A 16,081-nucleotide genomic window follows, 5' to 3' on the forward strand; every position below is an offset into this window, starting at 1 on the left:
GGCGATTACCAGCGAGGCACGTCGGAAACCACATCACCGTTTTGCGCACGCTGGCGCAGCAGGTGATCCATCAACACGATCGCCATCATCGCTTCGGCGATCGGTACGGCGCGGATGCCCACGCACGGATCGTGGCGACCGCGGGTCACCATTTCCACCGCTTCCCCGTGGCGATTGATGGTGCGGCCCGGCACCATGATGCTGGAGGTTGGCTTCAGCGCCAGATGCGCGATCACCGGTTGGCCGCTGCTGATGCCGCCGAGAATGCCGCCGGCATGGTTGCTTTGGAAGCCTTCCGGGGTGATTTCATCGCGGTTTTCGCTGCCGCGTTTGGTCACCACGGCGAATCCGTCGCCGATCTCCACGCCTTTCACCGCGTTGATGCTCATCAGCGCGTGCGCCAGATCGGCGTCGAGGCGATCAAACACCGGCTCGCCCAGGCCAACCGGCACGTTTTCCGCAATCACGCTGACCTTGGCGCCGATGGAGTCACCCTCTTTTTTCAGCGCGCGCATCAGTTCGTCCAGCGCTTCCAGCTTGTCCGGATCCGGGCAGAAGAACGGGTTCTGTTCGACCTGATCCCAGTCTTTCAGCTCACAGGTCACATCGCCGATCTGCGCCAGATAGCCGCGCACCTGCACGCCGAACTTCTGCTGCAGGTATTTCTTGGCGATGGCGCCCGCCGCAACGCGCATGGCGGTTTCGCGCGCCGAAGAGCGGCCACCGCCGCGATAGTCGCGCAGACCGTATTTCTGTTCGTAGGTGTAGTCGGCATGCCCCGGACGGAACACGTCTTTGATGGCGCTGTAGTCTTGCGAGCGCTGATCGGTGTTTTCAATGATCAGACCGATGCTGGTGCCGGTGGTCACGCCTTCGAATACGCCGGAGAGAATGCGCACCTGATCCGGTTCGCGACGCTGGGTAGTGTAACGCGAGGTGCCCGGACGACGACGATCCAGATCGTGTTGCAAATCGGCTTCGGTGAGCGGAATGCCGGGCGGTACGCCATCGACGATACAACCCAGCGCCACCCCGTGAGATTCACCGAAGGTGGTGACGCGGAAAATCTGCCCAATACTGTTTCCTGCCATCACGGCTCCTTACCGTTAGTCTTTTATCGTTATGAGGCCCGCCGTGCGGGCCCTGGAAATGCGGTTTAGCTGCGATAGAGGCTGAAGTGATCCTTGCAATCCACCAGCTGCTGTTTGGTCAGCATGAACACGCCGTCGCCGCCATTTTCGAATTCCAGCCAGGTGAACGGGATGTCCGGATATTGTTCCATCAGATGTACCATGCTGTTGCCCACTTCACAAATCAGCACGCCGTCGTCGGTCAGGTAGTCCGGCGCGCAGGCCAGGATGCGGCGCACCAGCTTCAGGCCGTCGCTGCCCGCCGCCAGGCCCAGTTCCGGCTCAAAGCGGAACTCCTGCGGCAGATCGGACATGTCTTCCGCATCGACGTACGGCGGGTTGGTGACGATCAGATCGTACTGGATCGCGGGAACGTCGCGGAACAGATCGGAACGGATCGGGATCACCTGATGTTCGACGCCGTGCGCCTGAATATTGCGCTCGGTCACCGCCAGCACTTCGCTGGAGATGTCCACCGCGTCCACTTCCGCTTCCGGGAAAGCGTAGCCACAGGCGATGGCGATGCAGCCGCTGCCGGTGCACATGTCGAGAATATGGCGTGGCGGGTGCGGGATCAGCGCGCTGAAACGATCGTTGATCAGCTCACCGATCGGCGAGCGCGGCACCAACACGCGTTCGTCGACGTAGAATTCCATGCCGCAGAACCAGGCCTTGTTGGTCAGGTAAGCGACCGGGATGCGTTCGTTGACGCGGCGGATCACGCGCTCAACGATGCGATGGCGCTCGCTGGAGGTCAGACGGGCGGTGTGCATGTCCTCAGGAATGTCCAACGGCAGGAACAGGCTTGGCAGCACCAATTGCACCGCTTCGTCCCACGGATTGTCGGTTCCGTGACCATAATAGATATTGGCGGCGTTGAAGCGGCTTACCGTCCAGCGCAGCATATCTTGAATGGTGTGCAGTTCGTTCACTGCTTCGTCGACGAAAATTTTGTCCAATTTGCCCTCCGGCAGGCGCTGTGTTTCATGATTTAGCCGCATAGTTTGCCATGAAGCCCGCGACAAATCACGCGCGCCCCTCGCGCTTTTCACTCTGGCCCGAGTTTTGCGTCGACAGCGCTCATTCACAAGGTAAACTAGCGAAATAAACGATTTCCGGTGAATGAAGCATGAAGAACAAGCCCCCTCTGAGCAAAGACGAACAACAGCTCTTCAGAGAGTCGGTGGCGGGCGCAAAAAAGCTGCGCCAGGACACTATCGTCCACCGCCCGCCGAAGCTCAAGGTCAAACAGGTTGCGCCGCAGCGGCTGCTGCAGGAGCAGGTCGATGCCAGCTATTATTTTTCAGATGAATATCAGCCGCAGCTGGAAGAGGAAGGCCCGACGCGCTACGTGCGCCCCGGCAGCAGCCCGTATGAGCTGAAGAAGCTGCGACGCGGCGATTATTCGCCGGAGCTGTTTCTCGATTTGCACGGCCTGACCCAGCTGCAGGCCAAGCAGGAGCTGGGGGCGTTGATCGCCGCCTGCAAACGCGAGCACGTGCACTGCGCCTGCGTGATGCACGGGCACGGCAAACACATTCTCAAACAGCAAACGCCGCTGTGGCTTGCGCAGCATCCCGACGTGCTGGCGTTCCATCAGGCGCCGAAGGAATGGGGCGGCAACGCCGCCGTCCTGCTGTTGGTGGAGCTGGCAGAATAGCCCCCCGCAGAAACGACTCAGGGCGATGTCAGACATCGCCCTGAGTTTATTCCGCACCGCATCCGCGGCTCACACTTTGGCCATCACCTGCGACGGGCTGACCTGCCATTCAAATTTGCCGTAGCTGCCGTCCGCCGGCAGATCGACGTTAGCGATCGCCGAGGTCGCGAACATCGGCGGGCACTCGCCCGGGCACAGTTCAGCCACCAGGTAGCCCACCAGCGGCAGGTGCGACACGATCAGCACCGAGCTCACCCCTTGCATCGCCAGCGCCTGCAGATAGCTGCCGACCTGTTCGGCGTTGCCGCCCGGCGTCAGCTCGGGCAGCACTTCTTCGCCCTCCGGCAGCGTCAAGGCTTCACGCACCGTCGCCAGCGTCTGTTCGGCCCGCAGATAGGGGCTGACCAGCACGCGTTCAATATCCACAGACTTGGTGTTCAACCAGGCCGCCATCTGACGGGACTCGTCGCGGCCGCACAGGGTAAGGGGCCTTACCGCATCGCTGGCTGCCTCGAGCGCCGCCTCTCCGTGACGCATAATCAAAACTTGCATATTGCACCGCTGTTGTTGACAAAGTAACGCTATACAGAAACGCCGTGCGTGCTGTACCGCCGAGTTTTACAACCCAAAGCCAAAGCTTTAAAACGATAACGCGCCGTCTCTTTATGGCGGCCGGGCATTTTGCCTGAAAGTTTGCCTAAAGAAAATGCTGTTTTTTACAGCAACCCTCCCTTGGCAAACCTCGATTGCTCACAGAACAATCAATTCAACGGGTTAAATTTTAACCTTACCGCCATGAGATTTATTGATGGCGGTCAAGCTAACTTACCGCTGCCTACGCCTTGCTGTACAGCCTCACCGGCTGACGCTGTTACAAGGAGTGATGGCGATCACAACGCGGCCCTGTTGCAACTATAGTGCAAATCGGGCCGCCCTGCGTTCAGCTCCCCAGCGGGTAAAAACGCTCGCCCTGCTGCGCCATGCGCTGCAAGCGTTCGCACGGCGCGAAGTGCTCGCCGTGCTGCTGGCGCAGGTATTCCAACGTTTTCACCACTTTTTCGGCGCCGAGCTCGTCCATATAGCGGAACGGGCCGCCGAGGAACGGCGGGAAGCCGATGCCGAACACCGCGCCGATGTCGCCGTCGCGCGCGCTGCGGATCACGCCTTCATCCAGGCAGCGCGCCGCTTCGTTCAGCATCATCATCACGCAGCGCTGGGCGACGGTCGCCGGCAGCATGTGCGCCTTCGGCGTGACGCCGAGCAACGTATACAATGAGGTATCCGCACGTTTACGCCGCTGCCGCTGCTGCCCTTCGCTCGGGTAAAGATAGAAGCCGCGGCCGTTCTTGCGCCCTTTACGCCCGTCCTTCAGCACCGCATCGAACGCAGCCGGCGCGGCGAAGCGCGGCCCCAGCGCCTCGACCAGCACCGGAATGATCTTGGTGCCGACGTCGATGCCCACTTCGTCCAACAGGGTGATCGGGCCGACCGGGAAACCGAAGTCCACCAGCGCCTTGTCCAGCGACTCCATCGGCTCGCCTTCCAGCAGGCAACGGGCCGCTTCGTTGATGTACGGCGCCAGGATGCGGTTGACATAAAAACCCGCGCTGTCGCCCACCACGATAGCGGTCTTGCCCTGCTTGTGCGCCAGCGCCACGGTGGTCGCGATAGTCTCTTCGCTGGTGCCGGCGTGCGGGATCACTTCCACCAGCGGCATTTTGTCCACCGGGCTAAAGTAGTGCAGACCGATCACCTGCTGCGGCCGCTGGGCTTTTTCGGCGATGTGGCCGATAGGCAACGAGGAAGTATTGGAGGCAAACACGGTATGCGGCGCACAGTTCGCTTCGACCTCGGCCACCATCTTCTGCTTTAGCGCCAGATCCTCAAACACCGCCTCGACCACGATATCCACCTGCTCAAAGCCGGTGTAATCGGTAGAGCCGGAGATCAGCATCATCTGTTTTTGCCGTTCCGCCGGGCGCATGCGCTTGCTGCGTACCCGTTTGCCAAGCACGTCCCAGCTGTATTTCAGCGCGTGATTGATGCCGGTTTCATTAATGTCTTTGATACGAACCGGCAAACCGCCGCGCGTGGCGGTGACGCAGGCGATGCCGCCGCCCATCAGGCCGCCGCCGAGAATGCCGACGCGATGCAGGGCATGCGGCTTGGCATTGCCGCCCCGCTCTTTTTTCAGCGCAGTGGAGGCGAAGAACAGGCTGCGCAGCGCCGCCGACTGCGGCGTCATCGCCAGTTCGCCAAAGGCGCGCGCTTCGGCTTCATAGCCGCTGGCGCTGCCGTGATCCAGCCCGGTGCGCACTACCTGAATGATGCGTTCCGCCGCCGGGTAGTTGCCGTGGGTTTTCGCCAACGTTTTTTTGCGCACAATGCTGAACAGCAGATTTCTGCCCAGCGGGCCATTGAGCAGGCGATCCTGCCACGGCAGCTCGCGCTGATGCTTCCAGCCCTGTTTCACCCGCTCGATGGCGGTCTGCAACAGGATCGACTGCGGCACGGCGTCGTCCACCAGCCCCATGCGCAGCGCCTGGCGGGCGCGAATGTGCTTGCCGGTCAGGATCATGTCCAGCGCCTTGGCGGCGCCAACCAAGCGCGGCAGGCGCTGAGTGCCGCCGGAGCCCGGCAGCAGGCCCAGCTGCACTTCCGGCAGACCGAGCGCGGTTTTGTCATCCAACGAACAGACGCGGCCGTGGCAGGCCAGCGCCAATTCCAGGCCGCCGCCCAGGCAGGCGCCATGAATGGCGGCCACCACCGGCACCGGGAAGGCGGCGATCTGCGCTAGCGTGCTCTGCCCTTTCTTGGCCAGCGTTTCCGCCTCTTTGACGCTGGTGCAGGCGGCAATCATGGTGATGTCGGCGCCGGCGATAAACGAGTCCGGCTTGCCGGAAACGATCACCAATCCTTCCAGCGCGGTATGCTGCTGCGCCCGGATCAGCACGTCGTTCACCTGTTCGACGAACTCGGCCTTGAGCGTATTGACCTTATCGCCCGGCACGTCGATGGTGATCACGCCGATGTTGTCGGGGCGAATCGTCAGCTGAAAGGCCGACGGTTTGGCCCGCTGTTCGTGCAATGCGTTTTCGGCACTCATCATTCCACCTCCACGATCATCGCGGCCCCTAACCCGCCGGCGGCGCAGGCGGTGGTCAGGCCCAGCCCGCCGCCGCGGCGTTTCAGCTCGCGCAACGTCTGGGTGATCATGCGCGCGCCGGTGGCGGCGAATGGGTGGCCATAGGCGATGGAACCGCCCAAGACGTTGAATTTGTCCATGTCCACCTCACCGATCGCCTGGCTGCGGCCAAGCTTCTCGCGGGCGAACGCTTCGCTGGCAAACATCTTCAGGTTGGCCAGCGTTTGCGCAGCGAAGGCTTCATGCATGTCGATGAGTGTCAGATCGGCCAGACCGATGCCGGCGCGATCCAGCGCCAGCGGCGTAGCGTAGGAAGGCCCCAGCAGCATGTCTTCCCACACGTCGATGGCGGCAAAGGCGAAACTGCGTAGATAGCCGAGCGGCTGCAGCCCCAGCTCTTTGGCGCGCGATTCGCTCATCATCAGTACCGCCGCCGCGCCGTCGGTCAACGGCGTGCTGTTGGCCGCAGTGACGCTGCCGTGTTTGCGATCGAACGCCGGTTTCAGCTTGGCGTAGGAAGCCAGGCTGGAGTCTTTGCGGATATTGTTGTCTTCAGAAAGCTGCGCGCGGTAAGGCGGCACGTAGGCCGTCATCACCTCATCGCGCAGCCACCCCTCACGCCAGGCCCTGGCCGCCAGTTCGTGGGAACGGTGCGCCAGCGCATCCTGCGCTTCGCGGGTGATGCCGTGGCTTTTCGCCATTTGCTCAGCGGTATCGCCCATGCGCAGACCGGTGGAATACTCCGCCACCGCCGGCGGCACCGGCATCAGATCGCGGAATTTCAGCCGGCTGAACAGTTTGAGACGCTGCGACAGCGTGCGCGCCTTGTTGACGTCCACCAGCGTGCGCGCCAACGCCTTGCTGACGCCGATCGGCAAGACGGAAGAAGAGTCCGCCCCGCCGGCGATACCGACGCTGATGCTGCCGGCCATGATGCTCTCCGCCACGTTGGCGATCGCCTGGAAGCTGGTGGCGCAGGCACGCGACACGCTGTAAGCGTCGGTATGAACGCTCATACCGGTACCGAGCACGATTTCACGCGCGATGTTCGGCGCCTCGGGCATTTGCACCACCTGGCCGAACACCAGCTGTTCGATCAGCTGCGGATCGATGCCGCTACGCGCCAACAGCTCGCTCACCGCCGTTTTCCCTAAATCCACCGCCGGAATGCCGTGATAGGCAGTTGCCTGTTTGGCAAAGGGGGTACGCAGTCCATTCACAATCGCAATGCGGTCACCATGACGGGTCACCAACGGCAGTGCCTTACTCATAAATGCTCCTGAAGAAAATAACGTCAGCGCAATGGGCAGAAAGAGGTCTGACCTGATGAGGTCATTGTTAACCAAACGGTTACATTTGGCAAACCGGCAGAGATCAAAACTGCGAGCAGGCGCACTTTCTATCGGGGCGGCACGGGGAAGGAAATCCCCGGCGCGCAGCAGGCGGCGCCGGGGGTAAAGCGGGGATTAACGCAGGCCGAGCTGGAAGATCAGGGTTTCCGCCTGGCAGGCGAAGGTGAAATCGGCCTCCAACTGCACGCCACCGTCAACCGGTTTAATGCTACTGCTGATGTCACAAGGATCGGATTCGACCGCGCGCGCCTTTTCGCTCAGGGCGGCCAGCATCGCTTCCGCATCTTGTTGATTACTGAACACCTGGCTGTAGGACGCGGTGCAATCGGTGTTATCCATCACGGTGCCGACATCCACGCAGCAACACGCGGCGGTTTCCTGGGCGCTGCATTTATTAATTGCATCTGACATGATTGGTTCTCCTCAAGGGCCTCTGTTATCAGCCCAAATTGCCGTTTCACTCACCGGCACAAAGCCACAAAATTCTGCGGGTATTTTACGCTTCCACGCCGGCAATCACTAGCACTTACTTTTACTGGGTGTTTTAAGTGATGGAAATCACAAATAAAAATGAGCGTCTGCTAAGGAATGGTAAGAATTTTGTTATTTACCGCTGGCTTTTTGTTAAGCAGATCTCTTTTTTGATATCAGGTTGGAAATATTTCAAAAACAAACTTGCAACATTTTCACAGGTCAGACCTATACTTCAGCCACTGGTCTGATTTGTCTGAACGATAACGGACCCTACAATCCCGCGCTCCTTGTTACTTCGTGTAACAATAGTTTAAATAATAAACACATAATGAGGTTTTGGTCATGAGCCAGAAAAACCTATTGACTAAATCAGCTCTCGCAGCTGCAGTGGCAATTATTTCTTCAAACGTGTCTGCCGCAGGATTCCAGCTGAATGAGTTCTCATCAGCTGGTTTAGGACGTTCGTATTCTGGCGAAGGCGCCATGGCGGATACGGCGGCCTCCGCAAGCCGCAACCCGGCATTGCTGATGATGTATACCCGTCCGGAACTTTCTTTCGGCGCAGTCTTCATCGATCCGGACGTCGATATCAGTGGCCGATCTCCTTCCGGCGCCAGCCTGGATGCGAAAAACATCGCACCGACAGCCTGGGTGCCGAACCTGCATTATGTTCACCCAATTAACGATCAATTCGCCGTAGGCGGCTCGGTCACCAGCAACTTCGGTTTGGCGACCGAATATAACGACGGTTACGCGGCGGGTTCCATGGGCGGCAAAACCGATCTGGAAACCCTGAACCTGAACCTGAGCGGCGCTTATCGCCTGAACAAAAACTTCAGCTTCGGTCTGGGTTTTGACGCCGTCTACGCCAAGGCTAAACTCGAGCGTTACGCCGGCGATCTGCCAAAATTGATCGCCGGTTCAGGCAAATTGCCGCCACAGTTGGCCGGCCCGGTTTCGCAGATCCCGGCAGATACCCAAATTTCTCATCTGAAAGGCGACGAATGGGGCTTCGGCTGGAACGCCGGTATTCTCTACGAAGTGGATGAAAACAACCGTTACGGCTTCACCTATCGCTCAGAAGTGAAAATCGACTTCGACGGCGATTACAAGAGCAGCCTGCCTTCAGCCTTCAACCCGTTGCTGGCCTCTCAAGGTCTTCCGTGGGGCACCAACGGCACCACCATTCCGGGTTCTCTGAGCCTGCACCTGCCGGAAATGTGGGAACTGTCCGGCTATAACAAAGTGGCGCCGCAGTGGGCCATCCACTACAGCCTGGCCTACACCAGTTGGAGCCAGTTCCAGGAGCTGAAAGCCACCGGCAACAACGGCCAGACCCTGTTCCAGAAGCATGAAGGCTTCAAAGACGCTTACCGCATCGCGCTGGGTACCACCTACTTCTACGACGATAACTGGACCTTCCGTACCGGTATCGCCTTCGATGACAGCCCGGTGCCTGCCCAAAACCGTTCGATCTCCATTCCCGATCAGGACCGTTTCTGGCTGAGTGCCGGTACTACCTATGCGTTCAACAAAGACGCCTCGGTCGACGTCGGCGTGTCCTACATGCACGGCCAGAAAGTCACCATCAACGAAGGTCCTTATACCTTCACCTCCGAAGGCAAGGCCTGGCTGTACGGCGCCAACTTCAACTACCGCTTCTAATCTCACTTGAGATGGATGCCAAAGCGCCCCCTGGGGCGCTTTTTCTTTGCCTGTCGCTCGCGCGGGCATAAAAAAACCCGCCTGACGGCGGGTTTTCATTGGCATAATGCCCGGGATTACTGCGAGTCGATCTCGTCCAGTTCGCCCTGAATCGCCTTGGCGTTCGGGTTCTCTTCCGGCTTGAGCGAACCGCCGTTGGCGATGAAATCGTGGCGCTGGAAGTAAGCTTCGCGCACCATGATGTAAGGATCGGAGGAATTGCGCAGCAGACCGTCGGAATCCAGCAGTTGAGCGCGGGTTTCGATACCCTCGACCACCCATTTGCCCGCCGACATCCAGAAGGTCAGGTAGCTCAGCATCGGATACAGCGTATCCGCAAAGTCGCCACCTTCGTCACGCAGCGTGAAGCTGCCGTAGCCCGGCAACATCACGTACGGGCCGTAACCCACATCGTAATGCCCCAACGTGCTGCCGAAGCGATTCGGCTCTTCGCGCGCCAGTTTCGGGTTGGCCATGCCGGCCACATCGATCAGGCCGCCCATCCCGAGCAGGGTGTTCAGGAAGAAACGGTTGAAGTGGATCATCCCGCGGTAAGGATCGCCCTTCAGGAAGGCGTTGACCATGCTGGCCGGCTCTTCCAGGTTGGAGGTGAAGTTGCTGATGCCGTTACGCGCCGGCATCGGCACGTAGTCACGCCAGGCCACCGCGACCGGACGCAAGATATAAGGATCCAGGACGTTGTAGTTGAAGTCGAACATCGTCCGGTTAAATCCTTCCAGAGGATCAGAACGCCCTTGCGGCTCATTGTCTGGCGCGCTGGCACAGCCCACCAGTAATGCCGCTGCGAATGCCACCCCAGTCAGGCGAAAGTTCATATTTTTCTCCATAAAAACACGTTCGGTCTTATTTTTCAGGGACCTGCTTGTTTATCTGAACGCTAACCTGCTCTTTACCGCTGAATGTCTGCAGCGAGCTTTCGCCGAACCAGTCCCCCGGTTGCGGCGTGGCCAATCCGTCCTGTGAGAGGCGCACACGCACCTGCACCTGATGCTGCGCCGAGAGCAGACGCTCGGGCATCATGGCGTTGCTGTCATCCAGTGAGAAAGACAGCGGAAAACGGCTCAACGGCAATTGTTTTACTGCGACCGGCACCGGGCTGACGCCGTCGGTGACCGAAATGACCAGCGTCCCCTGCGGCGGCATGGCTTTCGCCGCCTGCGGTGACAGCGCAACGGTCACATTCAGTTTAACAGTTTCTCCGCCGGCCTGGGCTTTTGCTTGTGCAATACTGCGCTTTATCACTTCCGCGCGCGGATCGTTGGCCGGCAGCAGCTGCAGCATCACTTGCCAGGCGCCGATCGCCTGCTTGAAATCGCCCTGTTCGAAGGCATTGAACGCCAGCAGGCTGAGCACCCGCGGATCGCTGTGGTTTTCCGCGATCATGCGCCGCAACAGCTGCGTCGCCTGCTTGTTATCCTCCGGATCGTTGGATCGCGTCAAGACCTCGGCATAGCCGAGCCGCACTTCCAGACTATTCGGATCCAATTGATAAGCATGAGCAAAGGCCTGCGTGGCGGTAGTGGCATTGTTCAACGCCATGCCGACGCGCCCCAGCATCATCCAGTCGTTGATATTGCGATCGTCCTGCTGCAGCGCGGTGCGCAGCCCCAGTCCGAGACGGGCAATCTCTTCCATGCTCAGCGGTTTGGCGCGCTCGTTGGCGACGCGCTCGCGCAATTCCGGCATTTGCGCCTGCACCAGACGCCAGTCCAGCACCTGCGCCAACCCGCCGGTTTTCAGATAAAAGCCAACGGTCACCGCCAGCAGTAACACCACGCCCGGCACCAGCGCCCAGCGGTTGATCGGCTTCGCCTGCACCATCTGCTCGGCCGGGATGTCGTTCAACAGGTTCTGTTGCAGCTCTTTGACCAGCTCCGGGCGCTCGGCCACCACGCCCTGCTGCTCATCCTGCTCCAGCTCGCTGAGGCGATCCTGATAAAACGCCTTGTTCAACGCATCGCGCGTGGCGGCGCTCTGCTTGCCGTGGCGCATCGCCGGCACCACCAGCAACGCGGCGGCGCCGGCCAACAACACACAAATAATCAGCCAAAAAGCCATTAGGGTTTCTTCCTGTCAGTCTCTTGCAACAGCGCCGCCAGGCGCTGCCGTTCCCGTTCGGAGAATTCATCATCCGCCGCCGCATCGGGCCGCCGACGGGTGCGCAGGATCACCACCGCCCCGCCGATCAATACGAACAGCAGCGGGCCGATCCACAAGATCAGCGTCGCCGGCGTTACCGGCGGCTCGTAGGTGACGAAGTTGCCATAACGCGCCACCATGTAATCGATAATCTGCTGCTTGTTTTGCCCCTGCATCATCAGTTCGTACACCTTGGTGCGCATGTCGGCGGCGATGATGGCGTTGGAATCGGCAATGCTGTTGTTTTGACATTTCGGGCAGCGCAGCTGTTCGGTCAACTCGCGATACTGCTGCTCTTGCTCGACGGAGTTGAAGCGATAGGTATCGATCGCCGCGGCGGCGCTCCAGCTCAGCAGTGCGGCACACAGCAGAACAATCAGCCTCATGCCTCACCCCCGTACTTTTTATACAGCGGCAGCACTTCCTGCTGCCAGACGCGCTCGTTCATGTCGCCGGCGTGGCGATAGCGAATGATCCCCTGGCCGTCGATAAGGAAGGTCTCAGGCGCGCCGTACACCCCGAGATCCAACCCCAGCATGCCGTCGCCGTCGTACAGGCTGAGCGCATAGGGATTGCCGAGGGAATTGAGCCAGGTCACCGCCTTGGCACGATCGTCTTTATAGTTCAGGCCGACCACCCGCACGCCGCGCGCCGCCAGCGTATTGAGATACTGGTGCTCCGCGCGGCAGGTCGGGCACCAGGTGGCCCAGACGTTGAGCAATATCGGCTTGCCGTCGCGCAGCACCGCCTGATCGTAGGTTTTGCCGGGCTGATCCAGCGATTCCAGCCTGAAGGTCGGCACCGGTTTGCCGATCAGCGCCGACTCCAGCATGGTCGGATCTTCGCCGCCGGCGTTGCGCGTCAGTTGCACCATCAGGGCCGCCACCAGCAGCAGGAAGAGCACCAACGGGATAAACAGCAGCTTACGCTTCATGATTGCGCCTCCAGCTTGCCTTCGCGCTTGAGCTTTTTGCTCATGCGATAACGCGGGTCGAGAATGCACAGCAGGCCGCCGATCGCCATAAAGACGCCGCCGAACCAGATCCAGCGCACGAAGGGTTTGTAATACAGGCGCACCGCCCAGGAGCCGTCTTCCAGCTCCTCGCCCAGCGCCGCGTACAGATCGCGGCTGAACCCGCCGTCGATCGCCGCCTCGGTCATCATGCTGCGCGCCACGCTGTAGTAGCGTTTCTCCGCATGCAGCGTCGCCTCCGGCTTGCCGTTGCGCGTCACGTCGATGATACCGACGCCGCCGCTGTAGTTCGGGCCGCGGATGTCGTGCACGTCGCGGAACACGAAATGATAATTGTGGATATCCACGCTGTCGCCGGCCTTCATCCGCACGTCACGCTCCACGCTGTAGTTCTGGCTGAAGGCGATGCCGATCACCGTCACCGCCACGCCGAGGTGGCCGAGCACCATGCCCCAGTGGCTGCGGGACAGCTGTCGCAGGCCGCGCCAGAAACCGTGACGATGGGTGGCGCGCTCATGCAGCTCCATCAGCGTCAGGATGATCACCCACAGTGCCATGATCAGGCCCACCACCGTCATGCCGGCGATGCTGTCCTGCAGCAACCACGGCAGCAGAATCGACAGCACCAGCGTCGCCAGCAGCGCTACGCCGAGGCGCCGCCACAGCTTGCGCGGCTCATCGCGGCGCCAGCGCACCAGCGGCCCAATGCCCAACAGCAGCGCCAGCGGCGCCATAAGCCAGGTGAACATGGTATTGAAGAACGGCTCGCCGATCGAAATGCTGCCCAGCCCCAGCTGTTTGTGCACCAGCGGCAGCAGCGTGCCCAACAGCACCACCAGCATGGCGGCGATCAGCAGCACGTTGTTGCCGAGCAGGAAGGTCTCGCGCGAGAAGGTTTCGTGCTGCACCCGGCTGCGCACCTGGCCGCCCTTGACCGCGTACAGCAGCAGCGAACCGCCGATCACGATCACCAGATAGGCGAGAATAAACATGCCGCGCGCCGGATCGGAGGCGAAGGAGTGCACCGAGACCAGCACGCCGGAGCGCACCAGGAAGGTGCCGAGCAGGCACAGCGAGAAGGCGGTGATCGCCAGCAGCACCGTCCAGGCTTTGAACGTGCCGCGTTTCTCGGTCACCGCCAGCGAATGCATCAGCGCGGTGCCGGCCAGCCACGGCATAAAGGAGGCGTTCTCCACCGGATCCCAGAACCACCAACCGCCCCAGCCCAACTCATAGTAGGCCCAGGCCGATCCGAGCACGATGCCCAGCGTGAGGAACACCCAGGCGGCGGTAGTCCACGGGCGTGACCAGCGCGCCCAGGCGGTGTCGAGCCGGCCGGCCATCAACGAGGCGATGGCGAACGCGAAGGCGACCGAGAAGCCGACATAGCCCATGTACAGCAGCGGCGGGTGGAAGATCAGGCCGATATCCTGCAGCAGCGGGTTGAGATCGCTGCCGTCGATCGGGAAGTTCGGCAGCGTGCGGGTGAACGGGTTGGAGGTCATGATGATGAACAGCAGGAAACCGGCGGTGATCATGCCCATCACCGACAGCACCCGCGCCACCGCGTCCTGCGGCATCGCCCGGCTGCACAACGCCACCGCCAGCGACCAGCAACTCAGCAGCAGCACCCACAGCAGCAGCGAACCTTCGTGCGCCCCCCAGGTGGCGGCGATGCGGTAATACACCGGCAGTTGGGTATTGGAGTTGGTGGCCACGTAGGCGACGGTAAAGTCGTTGACCACGAAGGCATGCACCAGGCACAGGAACGCCAGCGCAATCGCCGCGAACATGCCATAGGTCAGCGGCCGGGCCACCGCCATCATGCGGCTGTCCTGCCGCGCCGCGCCCCACTGCGGGTAGATGCTCAGCAACAGCGCGATCGCCAGCGCCAGGCACAGCAGAAAACTGCCCAGTTCCGGCATCATGACTTGGCACCCTCCGCCTGCGGCGCGTTATACGCTTCCGCCGGCCCTTTGTGATTCTCTTTCATCGCGTCGGCCACTTCTGGCGGCGTGTATTTCTCGTCGTGCTTGGCCAGCACTTCGCGCGCATTGACCACGTTGCCCTCGCCCAGCACGCCCTGCGCCACCACGCCCTGCCCTTCGCGGAACAGGTCCGGCAGAATGCCAGTGTAGGTCACGCCGATCGCGCCGCGCGCGTCGTAAATCTTGAAGCTGACCTGCAGCGTATTGGGATCGCGTTTCACCGAGCCGGGCATCACCATGCCGCCGATACGCAGCCGCTGGCCGACCTCGGGCTTCTCATGATTTTCGCCCTTGCCCTGCAGGATTTCACCCGGGGTATAGAACAGATCGATGTTGGAGCGCAGCGCGTACAGCATCAGGGTTGCGGTCAGCGCAATGCCGATCAGCACAACGATCGCCAGATAAAGGCGGCTTTTACGACGTGGATTCACAATGATTTCTCCCGCGGTGCGGCGGATTTTTGTTTTGATTGTTGCGCATGGCGAATGCGCCGCTCGCGCGCCTGACGGCGGCCGATCTCGGCGAGCAACTGCCGCCGCTGCCAGACGGTATGTGCCACCAGCCCCAACAGCGAAATCAGCGTGACGGCGACCGCCAGCCAGACATAGAAGGCATAACCGCCCATGGCGAAAAACGCCGGCCAGGAATCGAATGCGGCATTCATGACTGACGCTCCTTATTCACCAGCCCGGCAACCCACGGGCGCTGGCGCTCCTGGAACAGAATCAAATTGCGCAGACGCATCAGCGTCAACGTAACGAACAACAGCAGGTAGCCGAGGATCGCCCAACGCAGCGGGGTGCGCATACTTGGCGCGATGGATTGCTGCATGTTGGTCGAGCCCTGATGCAGCGTATTCCACCATTCGACGGAGAAATGGATGATCGGAATGTTCACCACGCCCACCAGCACCAGAATGCCGGCGGCCCGGCCCGCCAGGCGGCGGTCTTCGAAAGCGTTATACAGCGCGATGACGCCCATATAAAGGAACAGCAGCACCAGCTCGGAGGTCAGCCGCGCGTCCCACACCCACCAGGTGCCCCACATCGGCTTGCCCCAGGCGGAGCCGGTCACCAGCGCGATAAAGGTGAACACCGCGCCGATCGGCGCCATCGCCGCCACCACGGTATCGGACATTTTCATCTGCCACACCAGGCCGATAAACGCCGCCACCGCCATCGAGGCATAGATGCCCATCGACCACATGGCCGCCGGCACGTGAATATAAATGATGCGGAAGCTGTCGCCCTGCTGATAATCCTTCGGCGCGAAACCAAAGCCCCATGCCCAGCCAAGCAGCAGGCAGGCCGCCGCCGCCAGCCCCAGCCAGGGGATAAAGCGGCCGCAGACGTGATACAGCCGTTCAGGCCGCGCCAGTTGATGTAACCATTTCCACATTGTCGTCAGTGCTCACGGTAATTTTTATGCGTCGGCCGCCCCGAGCGATCGAAACGGCGAAAATCTTCTGCAGGGTACGCTCTTGTCGGCCTTGCCC

At 60.9% G+C, this 16,081-nt stretch carries 16 protein-coding genes; 2 read left to right on the forward strand and 14 right to left on the reverse strand.

Annotation, left to right across the window (positions count from 1 at the left end; genetic code table 11):
* Positions 1-5: 5 nt before the first annotated feature.
* Positions 6-1,091, reverse strand: coding sequence for a chorismate synthase (gene aroC, locus ACSJLU_RS17475; RefSeq protein WP_033643909.1), 1,086 nt, complete (start codon positions 1,089-1,091; stop codon positions 6-8).
* A 65-nt stretch (positions 1,092-1,156) separates the two neighbouring features.
* Positions 1,157-2,089, reverse strand: coding sequence for a 50S ribosomal protein L3 N(5)-glutamine methyltransferase (gene prmB / locus ACSJLU_RS17480; protein ID WP_025160157.1), 933 nt, complete (start codon positions 2,087-2,089; stop codon positions 1,157-1,159).
* A gap of 170 nt (positions 2,090-2,259) precedes the next feature.
* Here prmB and smrB point away from each other — a divergent pair, with 170 nt between their 5' ends.
* The gene (gene smrB, locus ACSJLU_RS17485; protein ID WP_025303720.1) at positions 2,260-2,790 is read left to right on the forward strand and encodes an endonuclease SmrB; all 531 of its coding nucleotides are present in this window, start codon (positions 2,260-2,262) and stop codon (positions 2,788-2,790) included.
* Positions 2,791-2,859: 69 nt separating this feature from the next.
* On the opposite strand, the gene sixA is transcribed toward smrB, so the two are convergent.
* The 4 genes from sixA to ACSJLU_RS17505 all read right to left on the reverse strand — a co-directional run bounded on the left by sixA (position 2,860) and on the right by ACSJLU_RS17505 (position 7,698).
* Positions 2,860-3,342: a phosphohistidine phosphatase SixA gene (gene sixA / locus ACSJLU_RS17490; protein WP_004936230.1), complete on the reverse strand. Its 483-nt coding sequence runs from the start codon at positions 3,340-3,342 to the stop codon at positions 2,860-2,862.
* A 388-nt stretch (positions 3,343-3,730) separates the two neighbouring features.
* Positions 3,731-5,896 (reverse strand): fatty acid oxidation complex subunit alpha FadJ, encoded by a 2,166-nt coding sequence (fadJ, locus tag ACSJLU_RS17495; protein ID WP_325977559.1) that lies wholly within the window; start codon positions 5,894-5,896, stop codon positions 3,731-3,733.
* The gene (gene fadI, locus ACSJLU_RS17500) at positions 5,896-7,206 is read right to left on the reverse strand and encodes an acetyl-CoA C-acyltransferase FadI (RefSeq protein ID WP_025303722.1); all 1,311 of its coding nucleotides are present in this window, start codon (positions 7,204-7,206) and stop codon (positions 5,896-5,898) included. The genes fadJ and fadI overlap by 1 nt, the downstream gene beginning before the upstream one ends.
* 195 nt (positions 7,207-7,401) lie before the next feature.
* Positions 7,402-7,698: a YfcZ/YiiS family protein gene (locus ACSJLU_RS17505; protein ID WP_072145088.1), complete on the reverse strand. Its 297-nt coding sequence runs from the start codon at positions 7,696-7,698 to the stop codon at positions 7,402-7,404.
* Positions 7,699-8,103: 405 nt separating this feature from the next.
* Between ACSJLU_RS17505 and fadL the strand changes: the two genes are divergently transcribed.
* Positions 8,104-9,426: a long-chain fatty acid transporter FadL gene (gene fadL / locus ACSJLU_RS17510; protein WP_004936243.1), complete on the forward strand. Its 1,323-nt coding sequence runs from the start codon at positions 8,104-8,106 to the stop codon at positions 9,424-9,426.
* A gap of 116 nt (positions 9,427-9,542) precedes the next feature.
* Here the strand turns inward: fadL and mlaA are convergent, their stop codons facing one another.
* From mlaA to ACSJLU_RS17550, 8 genes are read right to left on the reverse strand one after another with little or no spacing between them, the layout of a single operon-like run.
* A complete protein-coding gene (gene mlaA, locus ACSJLU_RS17515; RefSeq protein ID WP_025303725.1) occupies positions 9,543-10,301 on the reverse strand; it encodes a phospholipid-binding lipoprotein MlaA in 759 nt (252 codons plus the stop codon).
* Positions 10,302-10,329: 28 nt separating this feature from the next.
* Positions 10,330-11,544, reverse strand: a complete 1,215-nt coding sequence (gene ccmI / locus ACSJLU_RS17520) for a c-type cytochrome biogenesis protein CcmI (protein ID WP_043140192.1) — start codon at positions 11,542-11,544, stop codon at positions 10,330-10,332.
* The gene (locus tag ACSJLU_RS17525) at positions 11,544-12,011 is read right to left on the reverse strand and encodes a cytochrome c-type biogenesis protein (RefSeq protein WP_043140196.1); all 468 of its coding nucleotides are present in this window, start codon (positions 12,009-12,011) and stop codon (positions 11,544-11,546) included. The genes ccmI and ACSJLU_RS17525 overlap by 1 nt, the downstream gene beginning before the upstream one ends.
* Positions 12,008-12,559, reverse strand: coding sequence for a DsbE family thiol:disulfide interchange protein (locus tag ACSJLU_RS17530; protein WP_015378623.1), 552 nt, complete (start codon positions 12,557-12,559; stop codon positions 12,008-12,010). Before ACSJLU_RS17530 ends, ACSJLU_RS17525 begins: the two co-directional genes overlap by 4 nt.
* Positions 12,556-14,526: a heme lyase CcmF/NrfE family subunit gene (locus ACSJLU_RS17535; protein ID WP_025303728.1), complete on the reverse strand. Its 1,971-nt coding sequence runs from the start codon at positions 14,524-14,526 to the stop codon at positions 12,556-12,558. Before ACSJLU_RS17535 ends, ACSJLU_RS17530 begins: the two co-directional genes overlap by 4 nt.
* Positions 14,523-15,017: a cytochrome c maturation protein CcmE gene (gene ccmE, locus ACSJLU_RS17540; protein WP_004936264.1), complete on the reverse strand. Its 495-nt coding sequence runs from the start codon at positions 15,015-15,017 to the stop codon at positions 14,523-14,525. Before ccmE ends, ACSJLU_RS17535 begins: the two co-directional genes overlap by 4 nt.
* The gene (ccmD, locus tag ACSJLU_RS17545; RefSeq protein WP_025303729.1) at positions 15,014-15,250 is read right to left on the reverse strand and encodes a heme exporter protein CcmD; all 237 of its coding nucleotides are present in this window, start codon (positions 15,248-15,250) and stop codon (positions 15,014-15,016) included. The genes ccmE and ccmD overlap by 4 nt, the downstream gene beginning before the upstream one ends.
* Positions 15,247-15,984, reverse strand: a complete 738-nt coding sequence (locus ACSJLU_RS17550) for a heme ABC transporter permease (protein ID WP_004936270.1) — start codon at positions 15,982-15,984, stop codon at positions 15,247-15,249. The genes ccmD and ACSJLU_RS17550 overlap by 4 nt, the downstream gene beginning before the upstream one ends.
* Between the last annotated feature and the right edge of the window lie 97 nt (positions 15,985-16,081).

It is taken from the genome of Serratia bockelmannii (assembly GCF_051803255.1).
In the GTDB taxonomy this organism is placed as follows: domain Bacteria; phylum Pseudomonadota; class Gammaproteobacteria; order Enterobacterales; family Enterobacteriaceae; genus Serratia; species Serratia bockelmannii.